General features: G+C 62.1%; 12 protein-coding genes. 9 read left to right on the forward strand and 3 right to left on the reverse strand.

The genetic code is table 11. From position 1 onward, the window contains the following. Window positions 1-357 precede the first annotated feature (357 nt). Window positions 358-1,410: a WD40/YVTN/BNR-like repeat-containing protein gene (locus BM317_RS09695; protein ID WP_092165377.1), complete on the forward strand. Its 1,053-nt coding sequence runs from the start codon at window positions 358-360 to the stop codon at window positions 1,408-1,410. 43 nt (window positions 1,411-1,453) lie between these two features. Next, entirely contained in the window at window positions 1,454-3,829 is a 2,376-nt protein-coding gene (locus BM317_RS09700) for an efflux RND transporter permease subunit (RefSeq protein ID WP_092165378.1), read from the forward strand. A 230-nt stretch (window positions 3,830-4,059) separates the two neighbouring features. Here the strand turns inward: BM317_RS09700 and BM317_RS09705 are convergent, their stop codons facing one another. The 3 genes from BM317_RS09705 to BM317_RS09715 form a co-directional block, all read right to left on the reverse strand. After that, entirely contained in the window at window positions 4,060-8,745 is a 4,686-nt protein-coding gene (locus BM317_RS09705; RefSeq protein WP_092474102.1) for a dermonecrotic toxin domain-containing protein, read from the reverse strand. 248 nt (window positions 8,746-8,993) lie between these two features. Beyond that, window positions 8,994-9,713, reverse strand: a complete 720-nt coding sequence (locus BM317_RS09710; RefSeq protein ID WP_060741988.1) for a FadR/GntR family transcriptional regulator — start codon at window positions 9,711-9,713, stop codon at window positions 8,994-8,996. A 268-nt stretch (window positions 9,714-9,981) separates the two neighbouring features. Then, window positions 9,982-11,718 (reverse strand): IlvD/Edd family dehydratase, encoded by a 1,737-nt coding sequence (locus tag BM317_RS09715; protein WP_092165380.1) that lies wholly within the window; start codon window positions 11,716-11,718, stop codon window positions 9,982-9,984. Window positions 11,719-11,911: 193 nt separating this feature from the next. Here BM317_RS09715 and BM317_RS09720 point away from each other — a divergent pair, with 193 nt between their 5' ends. From BM317_RS09720 to BM317_RS31055, 7 genes are all read left to right on the forward strand, one after another. Then, on the forward strand, window positions 11,912-13,234 hold the full coding sequence (locus tag BM317_RS09720) for an MFS transporter (protein ID WP_092474104.1): 1,323 nt from the start codon (window positions 11,912-11,914) through the stop codon (window positions 13,232-13,234). Window positions 13,235-13,431: 197 nt separating this feature from the next. After that, window positions 13,432-14,424: an AraD1 family protein gene (araD1, locus tag BM317_RS09725; RefSeq protein ID WP_092474106.1), complete on the forward strand. Its 993-nt coding sequence runs from the start codon at window positions 13,432-13,434 to the stop codon at window positions 14,422-14,424. A gap of 12 nt (window positions 14,425-14,436) precedes the next feature. Beyond that, complete coding sequence (locus tag BM317_RS09730) at window positions 14,437-16,017, forward strand: aldehyde dehydrogenase (NADP(+)) (RefSeq protein ID WP_092474108.1); 1,581 nt, start codon at window positions 14,437-14,439, stop codon at window positions 16,015-16,017. A gap of 160 nt (window positions 16,018-16,177) precedes the next feature. Next, window positions 16,178-16,474 carry a DUF5629 family protein gene (locus tag BM317_RS09735; protein ID WP_170842262.1) on the forward strand — a complete coding sequence of 99 codons (297 nt, stop codon included), beginning with the start codon at window positions 16,178-16,180 and terminating at the stop codon, window positions 16,472-16,474. Further along, window positions 16,461-17,636, forward strand: coding sequence for a lactonase family protein (locus BM317_RS09740; RefSeq protein WP_092165389.1), 1,176 nt, complete (start codon window positions 16,461-16,463; stop codon window positions 17,634-17,636). Before BM317_RS09735 ends, BM317_RS09740 begins: the two co-directional genes overlap by 14 nt. A gap of 156 nt (window positions 17,637-17,792) precedes the next feature. Next, complete coding sequence (locus BM317_RS09745) at window positions 17,793-17,972, forward strand: hypothetical protein (protein WP_092165391.1); 180 nt, start codon at window positions 17,793-17,795, stop codon at window positions 17,970-17,972. 174 nt (window positions 17,973-18,146) lie between these two features. After that, window positions 18,147-18,272, forward strand: coding sequence for a hypothetical protein (locus BM317_RS31055; RefSeq protein WP_256573475.1), 126 nt, complete (start codon window positions 18,147-18,149; stop codon window positions 18,270-18,272). Window positions 18,273-18,404: the final 132 nt, after the last annotated feature.

Raw genomic sequence — 18,404 nt, forward strand, 5'->3', positions numbered from 1 at the left:
CCCACATGATCGTTCCCACGCTCTGCGTGGGAACGCCGCCAGGGACGCTCCGCGTTCCGCTTCTGCAAGGTGACGCAGCGTCACGGGATGCATTCCCACGCAGAGCGTGGGAACGATCAAAAAGGTAATCCCCTGGCCTAGCCAGCCTTCGCTATCACCCCACCGAATACCCCGCCATTCACCCCCAGCGCCAACCCTCTCGGTTAACAAAAGATAACGCGGCGTCGATTGTCAGACCTTTCGAAAGCCCGATAGGATAGGCCAGCTTCCGAAGTGGCTCTAGATTGCAGGTTTCAGGACTATGCTCCAGGACTGGCAACGTACCAAGCCATAACAATAATAATGGGGGAAAGGTCTATGAATGAGCCTGTCATGGCTGTGGGCCGCTGCCGGCCGCCGATGCTGCGCAGAATCGCGTTGCTGGCTTCGGCGCTCTCGCTGCTGGGCTCTGCGGTGTTGTCGGCACCGGTGATGGCCGTTGCGGCGTCGACGTCCGATGTCATCTATTCCGTCGAGTCGGCCAAGGCCAGCAAAACCCTGATGCTCGATGTGGTCCATGCCGGCCAGCGCCTGGTGGCGGTCGGTGATCGTGGGCACATTGTCTATTCCGACGACCAGGGCACGTCCTGGACCCAGGCCAAGGTGCCGACCCGCCAACTGCTCACCGCGGTATTTTTCGTCGACGACAAGCACGGCTGGGCCGTGGGGCACGACGCGCAGATCCTCGCCAGCGACGACGGTGGCAGCACCTGGACCAAGCAATACGAAGACCTCACCCGTGAAGCGCCGCTGCTGGACGTCTGGTTCAAGGACGCCAGCAACGGTTTTGCCGTGGGTGCGTACGGTGCGCTGCTGGAAACCACCGACGGCGGCAAGCATTGGGAAGACGCCAGCGACCGTCTCGAAAACGAAGACCAGTTCCACCTCAATGCGATCGCGGCCGTGAAAGACGCCGGGTTGTTCATTGTCGGCGAGGCCGGCAGCATGTTCCGCTCCGCCGATGGTGGGCAGACCTGGGAGAAGGTCGAAGGCCCGTACGAAGGCTCGCTGTTCGGGGTCATCGGCACCGCCCAGCCTTCGACGCTGCTGGCCTACGGCTTGCGCGGCAACCTGTACCGTTCCACCGATTTTGGCGGCACCTGGGAGCAGGTCGAGCTCAAGGCCGCCCGGGGCAGCCTGGAATTCGGCCTGTCGGGCGCCACGCTGCTGGCGGACGGTTCCATCGTGATTGTCGGCAACGGCGGCAGCGTGGTGCGCAGTACCGACGACGGCGAGACCTTCAGCGTGTTCAACCGTCCGGACCGAATCTCCGTGGCGGCCGTCACGGCGGCAGGCAACGGCAACCTGATCCTGGCAGGGCAAGGCGGCGTGCGCGCCACCACTTCCACCGGCGCCGAACTGAGCAAATGAGTCAGGCCTGCAAGACGGGCATAAAAACAAGAAGGCGGACCCCATGAGCAGTCATCACCAAGACAAGGCGACGTTCCTCGAGCGCCTGATTTTCAACAACCGCCCGGCAGTGATCGTCATTTGCCTGCTGGTCAGCATCTTCCTGTTCTGGCAGGCCACGCTGATCCGCCCCTCCACCAGTTTCGAAAAAATGATCCCCCTCGAGCACCCCTTCATCCAGAAGATGCTCGAACACCGCAACGACCTGGCGAACCTGGGCAACACGGTGCGCATTTCCGTGGAAGCCACCAATGGCGACATCTTCTCCAAGGACTACATGGAGACCCTGCGCCAGATCCACGACGAGGTCTTCTACATCTCCGGTGTCGACCGTTCCGGGCTCAAGTCGTTGTGGAGCCCCAGCGTGCGTTGGACCGAAGTGACGGAGGAGGGCTTCGCCGGCGGCGAGGTGATCCCCCAGAGCTACAACGGCTCGGCCGACAGCCTCGACCTGCTGCGCAACAACGTGCTCAAGTCCGGCCAGGTCGGGCGCCTGGTGGCCAACGACTTCAAGTCGAGCATTATCGACATCCCGCTGCTGGAGTCCTATCCCGATCCGCAGGACCAGGGCAAATTGCTCGCCCTCGACTATCGGAAGTTTTCCCACGAGCTTGAAGACAAGATCCGCAACAAGTTCGAAGCCCAGAACCCGAATGTGCAGATCCATATCGTCGGTTTCGCCAAGAAAGTCGGTGACCTGATCGATGGCCTGGTCATGGTGGTGCTGTTCTTCGGCGTGGCCTTCGTCATCACCCTGGTCCTGTTGTACTGGTTCACTCACTGCATGCGCAGCACCGTGGCGGTGTTGACCACCACCCTGGTGGCGGTGGTGTGGCAACTGGGGCTGATGCACGCCGCCGGTTTCGGCCTGGATCCGTACTCGATGCTGGTGCCGTTCCTGATCTTCGCCATCGGCATTTCCCACGGGGTGCAGAAAATCAATGGCATCGCCTTGCAGTCCAGCGAGGCGGACAACGCCCTGACGGCGGCGCGGCGTACCTTCCGCCAGTTGTTCCTGCCGGGGATGATCGCGATCCTGGCGGACGCCGTGGGCTTCATCACCTTGCTGATCATCGACATCGGCGTGATCCGCGAACTGGCCATCGGCGCCTCCATCGGCGTGGCGGTGATCGTGTTCACCAACCTGATCCTGCTGCCGGTAGCGATCTCCTACGCCGGCATCAGCAAGCGCGCGGTCGAGCGCAGCAAGAAAGATGCGACCCGCGAACATCCGTTCTGGCGCCTGCTGTCGAACTTCGCCAGCGCCAAGGTCGCGCCGGTGTCCATTGCCCTGGCGGTGCTCGCCTTTGGCGGTGGCCTCTGGTACAGCCAGAACCTGAAGATCGGCGACCTGGACCAGGGCGCGCCGGAACTGCGTCCGGACTCGCGCTACAACCAGGACAACAACTTCATCATCAGCAATTACTCCACCAGCTCCGATGTACTGGTGGTGATGGTCAAGACCAAGGCCGAAGGTTGCTCGCGCTATGAAGCCATGGCCCCCATCGACGAATTGATGTGGAAGATGCAGAACACCGAGGGCGTGCAGTCGGCGATTTCCCTGGTGACCGTGTCCAAGCAGATGATCAAGGGCATGAACGAGGGCAACCTGAAATGGGAGACCCTGTCGCGCAACCCTGATGTGCTGAACAACTCCATCGCCCGGGCCGATGGCCTGTACAACAACAGCTGCTCCCTGGCGCCGGTGCTGGTGTTCCTCAACGACCACAAGGCCGAGACCCTGGACCGCGCGGTGAAGGCGGTGCAGGACTTCGCCAAGGAAAACAACCGTGATGGCCTGGAGTTCATCCTCGCCGCCGGTAACGCTGGCATCGAGGCGGCCACCAATGAAGTGATCAAGGAATCGGAACTGACCATCCTGATCCTGGTGTACATCTGCGTGGCGACCATGTGCATGATCACCTTCCGTTCCTGGGCGGCGACGCTGTGCATTGTACTTCCGCTGGTGCTGACGTCGGTGCTGGGTAACGCCCTGATGGCCTTCATGGGCATCGGTGTGAAAGTCGCGACGCTGCCGGTGGTCGCGCTTGGCGTCGGGATCGGCGTCGACTACGGCATCTATATCTACAGTCGCCTGGAAAGCTTCCTGCGGGCCGGGTTGCCGTTGCAGGAGGCTTATTACCAGACGCTGAAGTCCACCGGCAAGGCGGTGCTGTTCACCGGCCTGTGCCTGGCCATCGGTGTCTGCACCTGGATCTTCTCGGCCATCAAGTTCCAGGCCGACATGGGCTTGATGCTGACGTTCATGCTGCTGTGGAACATGTTCGGTGCACTGTGGCTGTTGCCGGCGCTGGCGCGCTTCCTGATCAAGCCGGAGAAACTGGCGGGGCAGAAGGGCAATTCGTTGTTTGCCCATTGATTGGTGGAGGCTAGGCTGTTGAAGTTTTCCACCCCAGCCATCTGGAATGAACCTGTGGCGAGGGAGCTTGCGAAATGTAGGAGCTGTCGAGTGCAACGAGGCTGCGATCTTTCCCCAGACACTTGAATCTCAAGCGAAAGATCAAAAGATCGCAGCCTTCGGCAGCTCCTACACGCCGCCCGGCGGGAGCAAGGGGTAGGCGCCACAACCATCGGTTGTGGTGTTGGCCATCAAGGCGCCAACGGCAAGAACTTGCTCTGCGCCAACGACTTGCCAAGCTGTCCTCGATGCACGTTCACCACCGCATAAGGGCTGGTGGCCTTGGCCAGCAGTGAGTGGTAGTGCTCCTTGCGTTGTTCCTTGGTCTTCAGGTGCGCGACGCTGAAATTGTCCTTCGGTGTGTCAGCCGTTTCGTAGTGAAAATGCGCATACCAGAGGGGAGAGCCATTACGGTCGTTGATGGCGTACTCCTCGAGGAAATCCTTGCGGCTTCCTTTCAAGGCCGTGCGTTCGCCGAGTCGTGCGACTTGTATCAGGTTCTTTTCGAACAGGAACCGCAGGTTGCCGTCGGTAGGCGGCAATTGCAGGCTCAATTCGGTGCGCAGGGCACTGCCCTTGGCGGTCAGGCTGGATACCGCGTCTGACAACTGTTGGCTCAGTGCCTGGTCTGCCGGGGTAAGCGGGGTTTGCGCTGCGGTGAACGCCCGGTCGAGTTCCTCGGCAAGCTTGCGAAACCGACTCGCCTCATTGTTCATGATCTCCTCGATTTCCTGAGGATGGCGGCAGTGTTTCTTGTAGCTTTCAGCGCGATGCATGCGTGCGTCCAGCTCGTCGAGCAGTTTCCGCGCATCGGCCTTGATCGCCTTGACCGATCTTGTCTCGGGTGCCGGGACCGGGCGGCGTACTTCGACGACATCCCAGACATCATCATGGCGGGAATAGGTGGCGAGGATCTCGTCATCGACTTGCGAGCGCAGCTCGACGACTTCAATCGGCAAGGATGTTCCGGCCGGTTTCAGGTCGCCAATCAAGACGCCATTGTGGCGGGTCCTGATCAGCTTTTTCTGGGCGTGTGCAGCGGCTGGTCTGGGGCGTTTCGGCGGGCGCTTGCGTGGTTTGGGCTCGGGTTTGATTTCGGCGGCGAGTTTGCCCGACACCTCCTGGTAAAGACTGTCGACCAACTTGACCAGCCTGTCGAAATAGGACTCGTGGATATCGTCGGGGTAGAGGGTCTTGACCCCTTGCAGCGCATCCAGGGTCTTGCCGTAGCGCTCGGTCAGGCTTGTCAGGATTTCGAGTTGTTCCTGCGGCGTCAGCTCATACAGCCGTAGCTCGCTGTGGGAGCGCGTTTGTTCCCCCAGCGGTACGACGATGCGAAGCAGGACGGCGGGCACGTCCGATTGGGGATTTTTGATCGACAGCATGGGAAGCGTAGAAAGTTGCAGGGCTTTGCGGCTGATGGCATTGCCTTCGTTCAACGGACGATCCCTGGTCAGGCGTTCGAACGCCTGGGCGCCATCGGCATCGAAGTTCAAGAGGCGCTCAAGGTATTCGTCCTTGAGTTCCAGCCAGTAGATCGCTCGATCATTGATGTCGCTCATGAGGTCGAGGAACTTGATGTAGTCCTGCATGTGGTGGGTAAGGACTTCCCGGACATCGCTTTCTGCTCGAAACCTGGGGTCCCTGTTCTTGGCGGCTATGTAATCCATTTCGGTGACCACGACGGCCTTACGGGCATTGTTGATCACGTTTTCAAAGAGTCCGCGCATGTACTTAGGTGTAAGCCCGATACCCAGGCTGGCGCGTTCGGACGCACTCTTCACCAGTTTCAAATAAACTTCGGTCTGCTCCTGGAGCAGGTCATGGAATATTTTGCGTTTCGGCTCCCGCTGCGCTTCGGTGTAAGTGCTGCCTTCCTGGAGCCTTGTCATCACTTGAAGGGCAACGTCGAGGGCTTTTTGTCGATCGGCTTCCTGTGTGGCCCATTGGTTGAGTTCGTCGGTCAATTCCTTGATGCGCTGCAGATTGGCACGACGCTGTGTATCCATCCGCTTGGGCGGTGCACCGCCCAGCAGGCGCAGACGCAAATCCAGAGACCAGCGGCCCTGGGCATCGGCTTTCAACGGTGGACCGTTCCGGCTGGGGTCGAGCGGGTCGACGATGGTCGCGCTGCCGTCCGCTTCAGGGTTGACCTGATACAGAACGTCTTCCACCTCGGCGTGCCATTTTTTGTCGATCACGTACAGACCCTTGTACGGGCCATATCCGATGGGTTCGGGCATTGCCGGAGGACGCGATGCCTGCAAGCGCAGCAGCCGGGTGCGTTGTTCCGATGTCAGGCGCTGGCCGGCGCTGGCGAAACTGAAGTCCAGGTGTCTACTGGCGGCTTCGGCGTGGGCGCCAGGCACGGCGACGGTTCCCTCCACGACGGTGGGCGGTGCCGGCACGGGCCACTGCTCGGCAATGGCCCGTGGTGCTGGGGGGAGCATGGCTTGCTTCTTCAGCGATTCGGGCACCGCCGCACGGGTGACCGGCGCATGACCGATGGGCAGTTGGCTCACCAGCATGGCCAGGTTGACGAGCAGGTCGACGGCGGCCAGCTCCCGTGCCACCGGGTCCTCGCTGATCAGGGCTGGAATGTCCTGGGCACTGGCCATCAGGTTCCATAGCCAGACAGTGGTCATGACCGGGCCGCGCAATAAAGGGAGCAGCAATGTGTTGAACAACAGGCTGCCGCCCTGGAGCAACACGGCCCAGCGGCTCTCGCGATTGGACACCGAGTTCCGGTCGGCCTGGGCGACCAGGGCCTGGGCATTGCAGCCATAGAGGTACTGCATCAGCTCGCCGTTGTGCAGCGCTTGCAGCAGTTCGCCATGGGTGTCCTGCGTGGCGAGTGTGGCCGGGGCGGGTTTGTCGGGAGCACTGAACTCATCACCGGGAAAGAACCGCACGATGTGTGGCTCCAGGAAACCGCCGTTGGCGTACACCGGGCGAGCGGCGTCGGGCAGCCAGGTCAGGACGCTATTCTGCAGGTCCCCGGCCGCGGCAATGGCCTGAAACAGCGCCTCCCGTGTCGGGAACTCTTGCAGCGCAGGGGCGTAAAGCGGCCGATACAGCAGGTGCGGGCCGACCGTGGTGTCCTGCGCTTCGATAAGGAACATGTTGGTCACGGTATCGGGCTGGGCCTGGGGCTTGCGCATCAAACCCAGGTGACGAATGACCACCGGGCGACCGTTGACCTGTTGGCTCGCCGCGTCAGGTTGGAGAACGGCTTCCAGCAGGCGCAAGCCTTGCAGGGTCATGCCGTTTTCGTTGTCCAGCCGCTGTTTCAGCGCATCAAGGGCCAGTTGCGCAGGGATCTGTTCGGCGAACATCCGTTGGCGGTTCTTTGCCTGGGGCGAGTCACCGAGCAGGTGCTGTTGCAGGTAGCGAGGATAGGTCGTGCCAATGTCGACCTGTTCGACCAGCGCGGTAACGAAGTCCGGGGTCAACCAGGTCGGCAGCGTCAGGCCCAGGCGATGGCTGAGCGTGAAGTGGCCGCTGGGGCGGGCGACGAGATTGTGGATGGCCAGCTCGATCAGGCTCATCTGTCGCTTCTCGCTGAGGCCGATGGTCCCGGGGTAGCCTGCGGAAACGGTGAAGTTCAGGAGCACATCGTCGGGTTGGTATTGGCTCGATGGCACCTTGCCCGGGCTGCTGTCGTTCGTTTGCCTCATGGCGCTGGACAAGGCGCTGGCGGTAAAGGCCTTGATGTCCTCGATGCCGCTGAGGAAGGTTTGGCCCTGATGGCGCTTTTTGGCACTGGCCAGGGCCAGGCTGTAGTGCTGGAGCGTCGTCTGGTCGGCGATGGCGCTTTTTTTCAGCCAGCGGGGCAGCAAGGGAGCCAGGCGTGCCGAGGTTTGCGGCGAGAGTCGCGGGGCTTCCAGCAGGTAGCGAGCCGGGTCGCTCAAGTCGTTGTAGAGGTTCTTCAGGCTTTGCAGGTCGATCCCGGCGGGCAGTTGCACAGCCTTCAGGTCGGCCAGTTGTTGCTCCAGCAGCATCGCCGCCTGGCTCTCGAAGACGTCGCCGCTTATCTCGTAGCGCTGGCAGGTGACGGTGTCGACGGTGTAGCGGCTGGCGATCGATGCGCCCCAATGCCGATTGAAGGCGTCCAGGGAAGCAAAGGATTGCACGGCGCTGCCGGGGCTGCACAGCAGGACGTCGGTGGTGCCTTTTGTGGCGCGGACCAGGAGGATCTCGCTGCCGACCAGTACGCTGCTGGTGGTGCCCCGGGTGATTCGGGTTTCCAGGTTGTAGGCGTACACAGGCGCCTGTCGGTCGAGACGAAAGCGTCGCTCCCGGTCCGGCCAACGGACGACCTGGTCAAGGGTTTCGCGGGCCGTGTCAGCGAGCCCGGGCTGTTGCAGCCCGCGGATACTCAGCATGTTCCTCAGCACATCGCTGAGCCAGCGCCAGCGGTTGCCGTGGCTGTTCGCACCGGTTGCGTCAATGTCGTCGCCCCAATAACGGACCAGCGCATCCTCCAGCCCGAGCGGTACGCTCCAGGCCAGTTCCAGCAGCGAGTTCTTGATGACCTGGATGTCCACTTCCTGGTTGCCTGCCCGGAGCCGGTGCGGTGGGGTGTCGGAGAGAAAACAATCCAGGTTGCCCCGTGGGCTGAAATCCACGGGTGTGCCAACGGCCAGGTGATCGAGCACCACGGGCATGAACGGCTGGAATTGCCAGGCGCGTCCGGCGGCGTCCGGAGTCGCCAATTGGACAGTGGAGAGGTCGATGTCCAGCCAGGGGTGTGTTCGCTTGATCGCTTGTTCGAGCATGCGTTGCGCAATCTGTTCGAAGGTCGGATGGCTGGCGAATTGCAGGCTGACACTTTGCGTCAACGCGGAGATGGAGTCTGCGGGGGAGGGAGCGGTCATGAGAAGTCCTTTTCACAAAACATGGCCGTCGGGATGACGGCGAGAAAAGTATCGACTTCTCGGTTCGGTGCGGGTGGTACATAAATACCACCCGCTGAGAATAATGCTGGTCAGTCAGTCAAGCCAAGCCTCGTAGGAGCAAAGCTGCTCAGTCAAGCCACGACCCTGTGGGAGCAAAGCTTGCTCGCGATGGGGCGCACTCCAGTCCACTGTCGCGAGCAAGCTTTGCTCCCACAAGTCGGACCTTATCAGGCGGGGTCGTTGCCCAGCACGACGTTCAGCGCGCTACGGGCATCGTCCAGTTGCACCAGGGTGGCGTGGCGGGCACCGAGGGCATCGCGGTTCTCGATGGCGGTGAGGATCGCCTTGTGCCGTGGCATCGCCAGCTCATGCAGGTTGGGCCGCTGGTTGGAGTGCTTGAGGGCTTCGGCGATGGCCACCGACAACATGTTGCACAGGTTGGCGAGCAGGTCGTTGTGGGTGGCGTCGGCGATGCGGCTGTGGAAGTCCAGGTCCGGTTGCAGCACGGCCTCGGGGGTCGGGGCTGCTTCCATGCGTTGGTAGGCTTCGCGGATGGCGGCGATGTCGGCCTCGTCGGCGAACTGGGCGGCGAGGGCGGCGGCGGCCGGCTCGATGATGCTGCGCACGCTGGTCAGCAGGTTGAAGAATTCATTCTGCGGGCTGCTCTGCATCAGCCAATGCAGCACATCCGGGTCGAGCATGTGCCATTCCCGCCGGGCCTTGACCACCGTGCCCACGCGCGGACGCGAATACACCAAGCCCTTGGCGACCAGCACCCGCGTGGCTTCGCGCAGCACCGGGCGGCTGACCGCATACTCTTCGCACAACAAGGCTTCGGCGGGCAGTTTATCGTCCGGTTTGAAGCGCCCGGAAACGATCTGCATGCCCAGTTCCTGGACGATGCGCGCATGCATGCTCTTGCGGTCGGAGGGTTTGCGGTAATCCATGGGGCGCGGCGCGATCCTGTGGGAGGGGAGTGTTGCGCATGATAGCAGGCGTGGCGGATATTCATCAGGCCAAACCCTTGGGCCTGACCTTGTGGCGAAGGAGCTAGCTTCGCTGGAATGGGGTGTAGGAGCTGCCGAAGGCTGCGATCTTTTGATCTTTCGCTTGAGATTCAAGTGGTTGGGGAAAGATCGCAGCCTCGTTGCACTCGACAGCTCCTACACAGCTCCTACACAGCTCCTACGCAGCTCCTACGCAGCTCTTGCAGGGTCAGTGGGAGTGGCGTGGTACTTCGGCGCCGCGGCAGCCCACCAGGAAGTCGAAGTCACAACCCTGGTCCGCTTGCAACACGTGGTCGATGTACAGCTGGCGGTAGCCGCCCACCAGCAGTTGCTGCGGGGGGGCGATGTCGGCCAGGCGTGCGGCGAGTTCGGCGTCGGGGATGTCCAGGTGCAGGCGGCCGCTGGCACAGTCGAGCTCGATCCAGTCGCCTTCTTTCACCGCCGCCAGAGGTCCGCCGGCCGCTGCTTCCGGTGCCACGTGCAGCACCACGGTGCCGTAGGCGGTGCCGCTCATGCGCGCATCGGAAATCCGCACCATGTCCGTCACGCCCTGGGCCAGCAGCTTGGCGGGCAAGCCCATGTTGCCCACTTCGGCCATGCCCGGATAACCCTTGGGCCCGCAGTTCTTCATCACCAGGATCGAGCTGGCGTCCACATCCAGTTCCGGATCGTTGATCCGGGCCTTGTACTCGTCGAAGTTCTCGAACACCACGGCGCGACCGCGATGCTGCATCAGTTCGGCGGTGGCGGCGGACGGCTTGAGCACCGCCCCCAGTGGCGCCAGGTTGCCGCGCAGCACGCAGATACCGCCATCGGCGCGGATCGGGTTGTCCAGGGTGCGGATGACTTCATCCTGGCCGTAGATCGGTGCGTCCTTGGTGTTCTCGCCGATGCTCTTGCCGTTGACCGTCAGGGCATTCGGATTGGGAATCAGATTGGCCTCGCCGAGGCGCCGCAGCACGGCGGGCAGGCCGCCAGCGTAGTAGAACTCTTCCATCAAAAAGCGCCCGGACGGCTGCAGGTCGACGATGGTCGGCATGCCGCGACCGATGCGGGTCCAGTCGTCCAGGTCCAGCTGCACGCCGATGCGTCCGGCAATGGCCTTGAGGTGGATCACCGCATTGGTGGAGCCGCCAATGGCCGCGTTGACCCGGATGGCGTTTTCGAAGGCTTCCTTGGTCAGGATCTTCGACAGCTTGAGGTCTTCACGGACCATTTCCACGGCGCGCATGCCGGACATATGGGCCAGCACATAACGCCGTGCATCCACCGCCGGAATCGCTGCGTTGTGGGGCAGGGAGGTGCCGAGGGCTTCGGCCATGCAGGCCATGGTCGAGGCGGTGCCCATGGTGTTGCAGGTACCGGCCGAGCGGGACATGCCGCCCTCGGCCGCGAGGAAATCGTCAATGGTGATGGTGCCGGCCTTGACCTGCTCGCTCAATTGCCAGACCACGGTGCCGGAGCCAATGTCCTGGCCTTTGTGCTTGCCGTTGAGCATCGGCCCGCCGGTGACGACGATGGCCGGGACGTCGCAACTGGCGGCGCCCATCAGCAACGCAGGGGTGGTCTTGTCGCAACCGGTGAGCAGCACGACGCCGTCAATCGGGTTGCCGCGAATCGCTTCTTCCACGTCCATGCTCGCCAGGTTGCGGGTCAGCATGGCGGTGGGGCGCAGGTTCGATTCGCCGTTGGAGAACACCGGGAATTCCACCGGGAAGCCCCCGGCTTCGATCACGCCGCGCTTGACGTGCTCGGCGATCTGCCGGAAGTGCGCGTTGCACGGCGTCAGCTCCGACCAGGTGTTGCAGATGCCGATGATCGGCTTGCCGTGGAACTGATGGTCGGCGATGCCCTGATTTTTCATCCAGCTGCGGTACATGAAGCCGTTTTTGTCGGCGGTGCCAAACCATTGGGCCGAGCGCAGGGAGGGTTTCTTATCAGACATGATCGATTCTCTTATTGTATGACTATATTGTTCGAGCTTGAGCGTAACATAAGCGCAAATTGCGCGCTTTGGAAGTGTTGTTGGTTAAATAGTATTACTATATAGTCCGATTCAACGGAGGGGTTGTCCTGGCGGTCATTCGCGAGAGAAATCCCCCGAGGTTCCATAACAACAACAATCGGAGACCGGTCCCATGAGCCAGGAATTGCGGCTTATTCGTCGCATTACGCTGAAACTGATTCCCTTCCTGATCCTGCTGTACCTGATCGCCTACGTGGACCGCTCCGCGGTGGGCTTCGCCAAGCTGCACATGGGCGCCGACATCGGTATTGGCGACGCCGCCTACGGCCTGGGTGCCGGGCTGTTTTTCATTGGTTACTTCCTGCTGGAGATTCCCAGCAACCTGATGCTGGAGCGCTTCGGTGCCCGGCGCTGGTTTGCCCGGATCATGATCACCTGGGGCGCCATCACCATCGGCATGGCGTTCGTGCAGGGTCCGCATAGCTTCTATGTGATGCGCTTTCTGCTGGGTGCGGCCGAAGCCGGGTTCTTCCCGGGCGTGCTGTACTACATCACCCAGTGGTTCCCGGTGCGCCATCGCGGCAAGATCCTGGGCCTGTTCATTCTGTCCCAACCTATCGCAATGATGATCACCGGCCCCGTGTCCGGCGGCTTGCTGGGGATGGACGGGATCCTCGGCCTGCACGGCTGGCAGTGGCTGTTCATCGTCATCGGCCTGCCGGCGGTGCTGTTGACCTGGCCGGTGCTGCGTTACCTGCCGGATGGTCCGCAACAAGTGAAATGGATGGACCAGGCCGAGAAGGACTGGCTGACTGGTGAGCTGAAAAAAGACCTGCAGGAATACGGCCAGACCCGCCACGGCAATCCGCTGCATGCCCTGAAGGACAAGCGCGTCCTGTTGCTGGCGCTGTTCTACCTGCCGGTGACCCTGAGCATCTACGGCCTGGGCTTGTGGCTGCCGACGCTGATCAAGCAGTTTGGTGGCAGTGACCTGGTGACTGGCTTTGTCTCGTCGGTGCCGTACATCTTCGGCATCATCGGTTTGCTGATCATTCCTCGCAGCTCCGATCGCTTGAATGATCGTTACGGTCACCTGGCCGTGCTCTATGTATTGGGCGCCATCGGCTTGTTCCTCAGCGCCTGGTTGTCGGTGCCGGTGTTGCAACTGGCGGCGCTTTGCCTGGTGGCCTTCGCGCTGTTTTCCTGCACGGCGGTGTTCTGGACCTTGCCAGGGCGTTTCTTTGCCGGCGCCAGTGCGGCGGCGGGTATTGCGCTGATCAACTCGGTGGGCAACCTGGGCGGTTACATCGGGCCGTTCGTGATCGGTGCGCTGAAGGAGTACACCGGCAACCTGGCCTCGGGGCTGTACTTCCTGTCCGGTGTGATGGTGTTCGGCCTGGTGTTGACCGGCGTGGTGTATCGCCTGCTGGAGCGCAAGCATGTGCTGCCGGCGGATCAGTTCGCCGCCAGCGCCCGTGGGGCGACGCGTACCTGAGGCTACTGTGGGAGCGAGCTTTTGTGGCGAGGGGATTTATCCCCGCTGGGCTGCGAAGCAGCCCCCAAACAGCAACTCGGTGTGCCAGGAAGATTGAGTTCGCTGCTTTAGGGCTGCTGTGCAGCCCAGCGGGGATAAATCCCCTCGCCACAAAAGCCTGCTACGCCTATTCAAGTTTTGCTTACAAGGAGAAAGATATGCGTTTAGTTCAGTTCGAATTGCCTAACGGCGAACGCCGCGTCGGTGTGGTCGAGGGCGATCAGGTGCGCGAAGTGCAGGGCGCCGGCACCGTGCGCGAGCTGGCGCTGGCGGCCATCGAGGCAGGTGTGAAGCTGGAGCAGCAGGTCGGCAGCCTGGGCCTGGGGGCGAGTCATGACTACGCCCGGTTGCTCGGTGATTTGCGTATCCTGCCACCGCTGGACCACCCGGACCCGGCGCACCTGTTGGTCAGCGGTACCGGCTTGACCCACCTGGGCAGCGCCTCGGCCCGGGACAAGATGCACCAGCAGGCCGGTGACGAAGCGACCATGACCGACACCATGCGCATCTTCAAGTGGGGCGTGGAGGGCGGTAAACCCCAGGCCGGGCAGGCCGGCGTGCAACCGGAATGGTTCTACAAGGGCGACGGCAGCATCGTGGTCCGCCCGGGCCATCCGTTCCCGCTGCCACCCTTCGCCGAAGACGCTGGTGAAGAGCCGGAAATCAGCGGCCTGTATGTCATCGGCCACGACGGCAAGCCCTATCGCCTGGGCTTCGCCGTGGGCAACGAGTTTTCCGACCACGTGATGGAGCGCAAGAATTACCTGTACCTGGCCCACTCGAAATTGCGCAGTTGCAGTTTTGGCCCGGAACTTCGCGTCGGTGAACTGCCTCAACATCTGTCCGGGACCAGTCGTATCCTGCGCAATGGCGAAGTGCTGTGGCAGAACGAGTTCCTCAGCGGCGAGGCGAACATGTGCCACAGCCTCGAGAACCTGGAGTTCCACCACTTCAAGTACAGTCAGTTCCTGCGCCCGGGGGATGTGCACGTTCACTTCTTCGGTACCGCGACCCTGTCGTTCGCCGACGGCATCCGCACCCAGCCAGGGGATGTGTTCGAAATCAGCCAGGCTGAATTCGGCGCGCCGCTGGTCAACGGCATTGCCCCGGTAGACGCGGTGTTCAACCCGGGTACTATCGGCACACTTTAAAGGAGACTTGCGATGAACCAGATCCTTGGCCACAACTACATCGGCGGGGCGCGCAGCGCGGCCGGCCAGACCCGCCTGCAAAGCGTCGACGCCAGCACTGGCGAGGCCTTGCCCCATGATTTCATCCAGGCCACGGCCGAAGAAGTCGATGCGGCCGCCAAGGCTGCGGCTGCGGCTTATCAGGCCTACCGGAGCCTGAGCGCGGTGCGCCGGGCCGAGTTCCTCGAGGCCATTGCCGATGAACTGGACGCCTTGGGCGATGAATTCGTGGCCGTGGTCTGCCGTGAAACCGCGCTGCCGGCGGCACGGATCCAGGGCGAGCGCGGTCGCACCAGCGGCCAGATGCGCCTGTTCGCCAAGGTCTTGCGTCGAGGCGATTTCTACGGTGCACGCATCGACCGGGCATTGCCTGAGCGCACGCCGTTACCGCGTCCGGACCTGCGGCAGTACCGCATCGGCCTGGGGCCGGTGGCGGTGTTCGGCGCCAGTAACTTCCCCCTGGCATTCTCCACCGCCGGTGGCGACACGGCGTCGGCCCTGGCGGCCGGTTGCCCAGTGGTGTTCAAGGCCCACAGCGGCCACATGGCGACCGCCGAGCACGTGGCCGATGCGATCATTCGCGCGGCGGAAAAAACCGCGATGCCGGCTGGCGTGTTCAACATGATCTACGGCGGTGGTGTCGGCGAATGGCTGGTCAAGCATCCGGCGATCCAGGCCGTGGGTTTCACCGGTTCTCTCAAGGGCGGGCGTGCCCTGTGCGACATGGCGGCCGCACGGCCGCAGCCGATTCCGGTGTTCGCCGAAATGTCGAGCATCAACCCGGTGATCGTGTTGCCGCAAGCCCTGGAAACCCGCGCCGAGAGCGTCGCTCGCGACTTGACCGCCTCGGTGGTGCAGGGCTGCGGTCAGTTCTGTACCAACCCGGGCCTGGTGATCGGCATTCGTTCGCCGCAGTTCACCGCCTTCACCCAGCAAGTGGCCGCGCTGATCGGCGACCAGGCGCCCCAGACCATGCTCAACGCCGGCACGCTGCAAAGCTACGGCAAGGGCCTGCAGAAATTGCTGGCTCACCCGGGCATTGAACACCTGGCCGGGCGCGAGCAGCAGGGCAACCAGGCCCAGCCGCAGCTGTTCAAGGCTGATGCCAGCCTGCTGATCAACGGTGACGAGGCGCTGCAAGAAGAGGTGTTCGGCCCGACCACGGTGTTTGTCGAAGTGGCGGACCAGGTGCAACTGACCGCCGCGCTGAACGGCCTGCACGGCCAACTGACCGCGACGATGATTGGCGAGCCGGCGGATTTCGAACGGTTCAGCGAATTGACACCGCTCCTGGAACAGAAGGTCGGCCGCATCCTGCTCAACGGTTATCCGACCGGGGTCGAGGTGTGTGATTCGATGGTCCACGGCGGGCCTTACCCGGCGACGTCCGATGCCCGGGGTACCTCGGTGGGCACATTGGCGATCGATCGCTTCCTGCGCCCGGTGTGCTTCCAGAACTATCCCGACAGCCTGCTGCCGGAGCCGCTGAAGAACGCCAACCCGTTGGGAATCCTGCGGTTGGTGGATGGGGTGCCGGGGCGCGAGGCGCTCTGATCGCGGAGGGGCAGTTGCATTGAGGTTTGATGGACTGCCGCCATCGCGAGCTTGCTCGCGATGGCGATCGCCCGGTCAACATCGCTTCTGAAGTGATGGCCCAAGGTCCACTCGCCCATTGGGTTATCATGGCTACTTTCCCAAAGACCGACTGATCACCATGACTGCCGTAACCGACCCCCTGCTGCTTGCCCTCGACTCCTGCGACATGCTGATTATCGACGGGCTGCACGCATTCAATTTTGAGCTCGACGAGCAGGACCAACTGCACGTCGAGTGCATGAACGGCCGTACCCTCGAGCGCTGGCGTTTCACGCTGGCGCAAATGCAGGCCGCAACGTTCGACAAGGCTTCGAATCACTGGATCATCACCAGTGATTCCGGTGACCACCGTCTGGAATGCGTGGACGCCACCAGCGGCCACGACGATGAGGACGACGAAGATGAAAATGCGTAGTCTCTGGCCGCTGTTGATGGCCAGCAGCCTGGGCGCCATGGGCGTCCAGGCGGACACCGAAGAGCGTCATCAACTGCTGGTGGGGTCCTACACCGCCGGCCAGAGCCAGGGTATCTACCGGTTGCAGTTCGACAGCCGTACCGGCCAGATCGACGCCAATCCCTTGCAAGTGATCAAGACGGACAACCCGTCGTGGCTGACCCTTTCCAAGGACATGACCCGGCTGTTCGTGGTCAATGAAAACGGGCCGGGCCAGAAAGACCCGGTGGGCAAGGTCAGCAGCTACGCCATTGACCCGAAGACCCATGAACTGAGCCTGATCAATCAAGTGCAGTCCCTGGGCAACGAGCCGACCCATTCCAGCCTCAGCGGCGATGGCCGGCATCTGCTGGTCAGCAACTATTCGGTCGTGGAAGACCCGGGCGGCACCCTGGCGGTATTGCCGGTGGGCGCCGACGGCAAGCTGTCGCCGGTGGTGCAGTTGAGCAGCCATCAACCGAGCCGGGTCAATCCCGAGCGGCAGATGTCGGCCCACGTGCACTCGGCGGTCTCGTCGCCCGATGGCAAGTACGTGTTCGCCAACGACCTGGGGGCGGACAAGGTGTTCATCTACCGCTACGACCCCAAGGCCAATCCCGAGCTGCCGCTGACTGCCGCCGAGCCGGCCTTCGTGCAATTGCCACCCGGCAGCGGACCGCGTCACCTGCTGTTCAGCGCTGACGGCAAGCACGCCTGGCTGACCATGGAAATGACCGCGCAAGTGGCGGTGTTCGATTACCAGGACGGCCGCCTGACCCAGCGCCAACTGGTCGACCTGGCCGCCGGCAAACCCCAGCCGGGCAGGGCGGCGGCTGCGCTGCATGCTTCCAGGGACGGCAAGTTCCTCTACGTCAGTAACCGTGGCACCACCAATGAAGTGCTGGTGTTCGCCATTGACCCGGCTGCGGGCACGCTCAAAGAGCTGCAGCGGCGCTCGGTCGAAGGCGATCATCCGCGGGAGTTCAGCCTCGACCCGAGCGGGAAATTCCTGCTGATTGCCAATCAGAAGAGCAACCAGATCGTGGTGGTCGAGCGCGATCCGAAGACCGGCCTGCTGGGTAAAACCGTGCAGAAAATGCCGATGGATGCGCCGAGCGACTTGAAGTTCATGCTGCGTCAATAGACCGCAGGCCTTGTTTTTCAAGGCCTGCGCCGTTGTATCAACGAGACTGATATTCGCTAGTACTACAAAGCATTTCAAAGCGAGACGCCTCGGCGCGTAAGTTTGCTCCACGGCCCAACCGGGCAAGTCAGCCAACTGAATCCGAGGTCTACCGCCATGAATCTGAATCTTTTCTCCGTGATCGCCGCTTCCGCCATCTCTGCCACCGTGGCGCTGCCCGCCAGTGCCAATGTGGAGATCAGTGACAAGAAAAACCGTACCCAGAGCTACACCGAGAAATACCTGCAACAAAGCGCCAACTTCTATGCGGCGCTGGACCACAAGACCCAACACTGAAATCTCGCGCAACGCCTGAAGCCTGCGATCTTTTCATCTTCACTGAACACCGGGTGAAAGAGAAAAGATCGCAGGCTTCGCCGTTTCTGGAAAAATCCAGCTGTAATATCACTTGGCCATGTGTTTAAATTTGACGCTGACAAATTGACTCCTTTGCGGACAAGGATCGACACCATGGCAATGCGTCTGGCAGTGATGTTGCTGTTTCTCTACTCCACGCCGATTGTCTCGGCGGCCCAACCGGATACTGGTGAGTTGGAAGTGGCGCGTGAGCGATTGCTGAGTTTTCTGCACGATTGATAGGGGCAGGGGCTGGTTGCTTTTGTGGCGAGGGGATTTATCCCCGTTGGGCTGCGCAGCAGCCCCCTCAAAGGCAACCTGATCAACCTGACACAGCGAGTTGGTCGCTTTGGGGCTGCTGCGCAGCCCAGC

The sequence above is a fragment of the Pseudomonas sp. NFACC24-1 genome (assembly GCF_900115235.1).
In the GTDB taxonomy this organism is placed as follows: Bacteria; Pseudomonadota; Gammaproteobacteria; order Pseudomonadales; family Pseudomonadaceae; genus Aquipseudomonas; species Aquipseudomonas fluorescens_AA.

What these genes read in the sequence shown, in the direction of transcription:
- BM317_RS09735 (WP_170842262.1), top strand. Translation starts at nt 16,178, where the DNA reads ATGACTGCCGTAACCGACCCCCTGCTGCTTGCCCTCGACTCCTGCGAC.
- BM317_RS09700 (WP_092165378.1), top strand. Translation starts at nt 1,454, where the DNA reads ATGAGCAGTCATCACCAAGACAAGGCGACGTTCCTCGAGCGCCTGATT.
- BM317_RS09715 (WP_092165380.1), bottom strand. Translation starts at nt 11,718, where the DNA reads ATGTCTGATAAGAAACCCTCCCTGCGCTCGGCCCAATGGTTTGGCACC.
- BM317_RS31055 (WP_256573475.1), top strand. Translation starts at nt 18,147, where the DNA reads ATGGCAATGCGTCTGGCAGTGATGTTGCTGTTTCTCTACTCCACGCCG.
- BM317_RS09695 (WP_092165377.1), top strand. Translation starts at nt 358, where the DNA reads ATGAATGAGCCTGTCATGGCTGTGGGCCGCTGCCGGCCGCCGATGCTG.
- BM317_RS09730 (WP_092474108.1), top strand. Translation starts at nt 14,437, where the DNA reads ATGAACCAGATCCTTGGCCACAACTACATCGGCGGGGCGCGCAGCGCG.
- BM317_RS09705 (WP_092474102.1), bottom strand. Translation starts at nt 8,745, where the DNA reads ATGACCGCTCCCTCCCCCGCAGACTCCATCTCCGCGTTGACGCAAAGT.
- araD1 (WP_092474106.1), top strand. Translation starts at nt 13,432, where the DNA reads ATGCGTTTAGTTCAGTTCGAATTGCCTAACGGCGAACGCCGCGTCGGT.
- BM317_RS09720 (WP_092474104.1), top strand. Translation starts at nt 11,912, where the DNA reads ATGAGCCAGGAATTGCGGCTTATTCGTCGCATTACGCTGAAACTGATT.
- BM317_RS09745 (WP_092165391.1), top strand. Translation starts at nt 17,793, where the DNA reads ATGAATCTGAATCTTTTCTCCGTGATCGCCGCTTCCGCCATCTCTGCC.
- BM317_RS09740 (WP_092165389.1), top strand. Translation starts at nt 16,461, where the DNA reads ATGAAAATGCGTAGTCTCTGGCCGCTGTTGATGGCCAGCAGCCTGGGC.
- BM317_RS09710 (WP_060741988.1), bottom strand. Translation starts at nt 9,713, where the DNA reads ATGGATTACCGCAAACCCTCCGACCGCAAGAGCATGCATGCGCGCATC.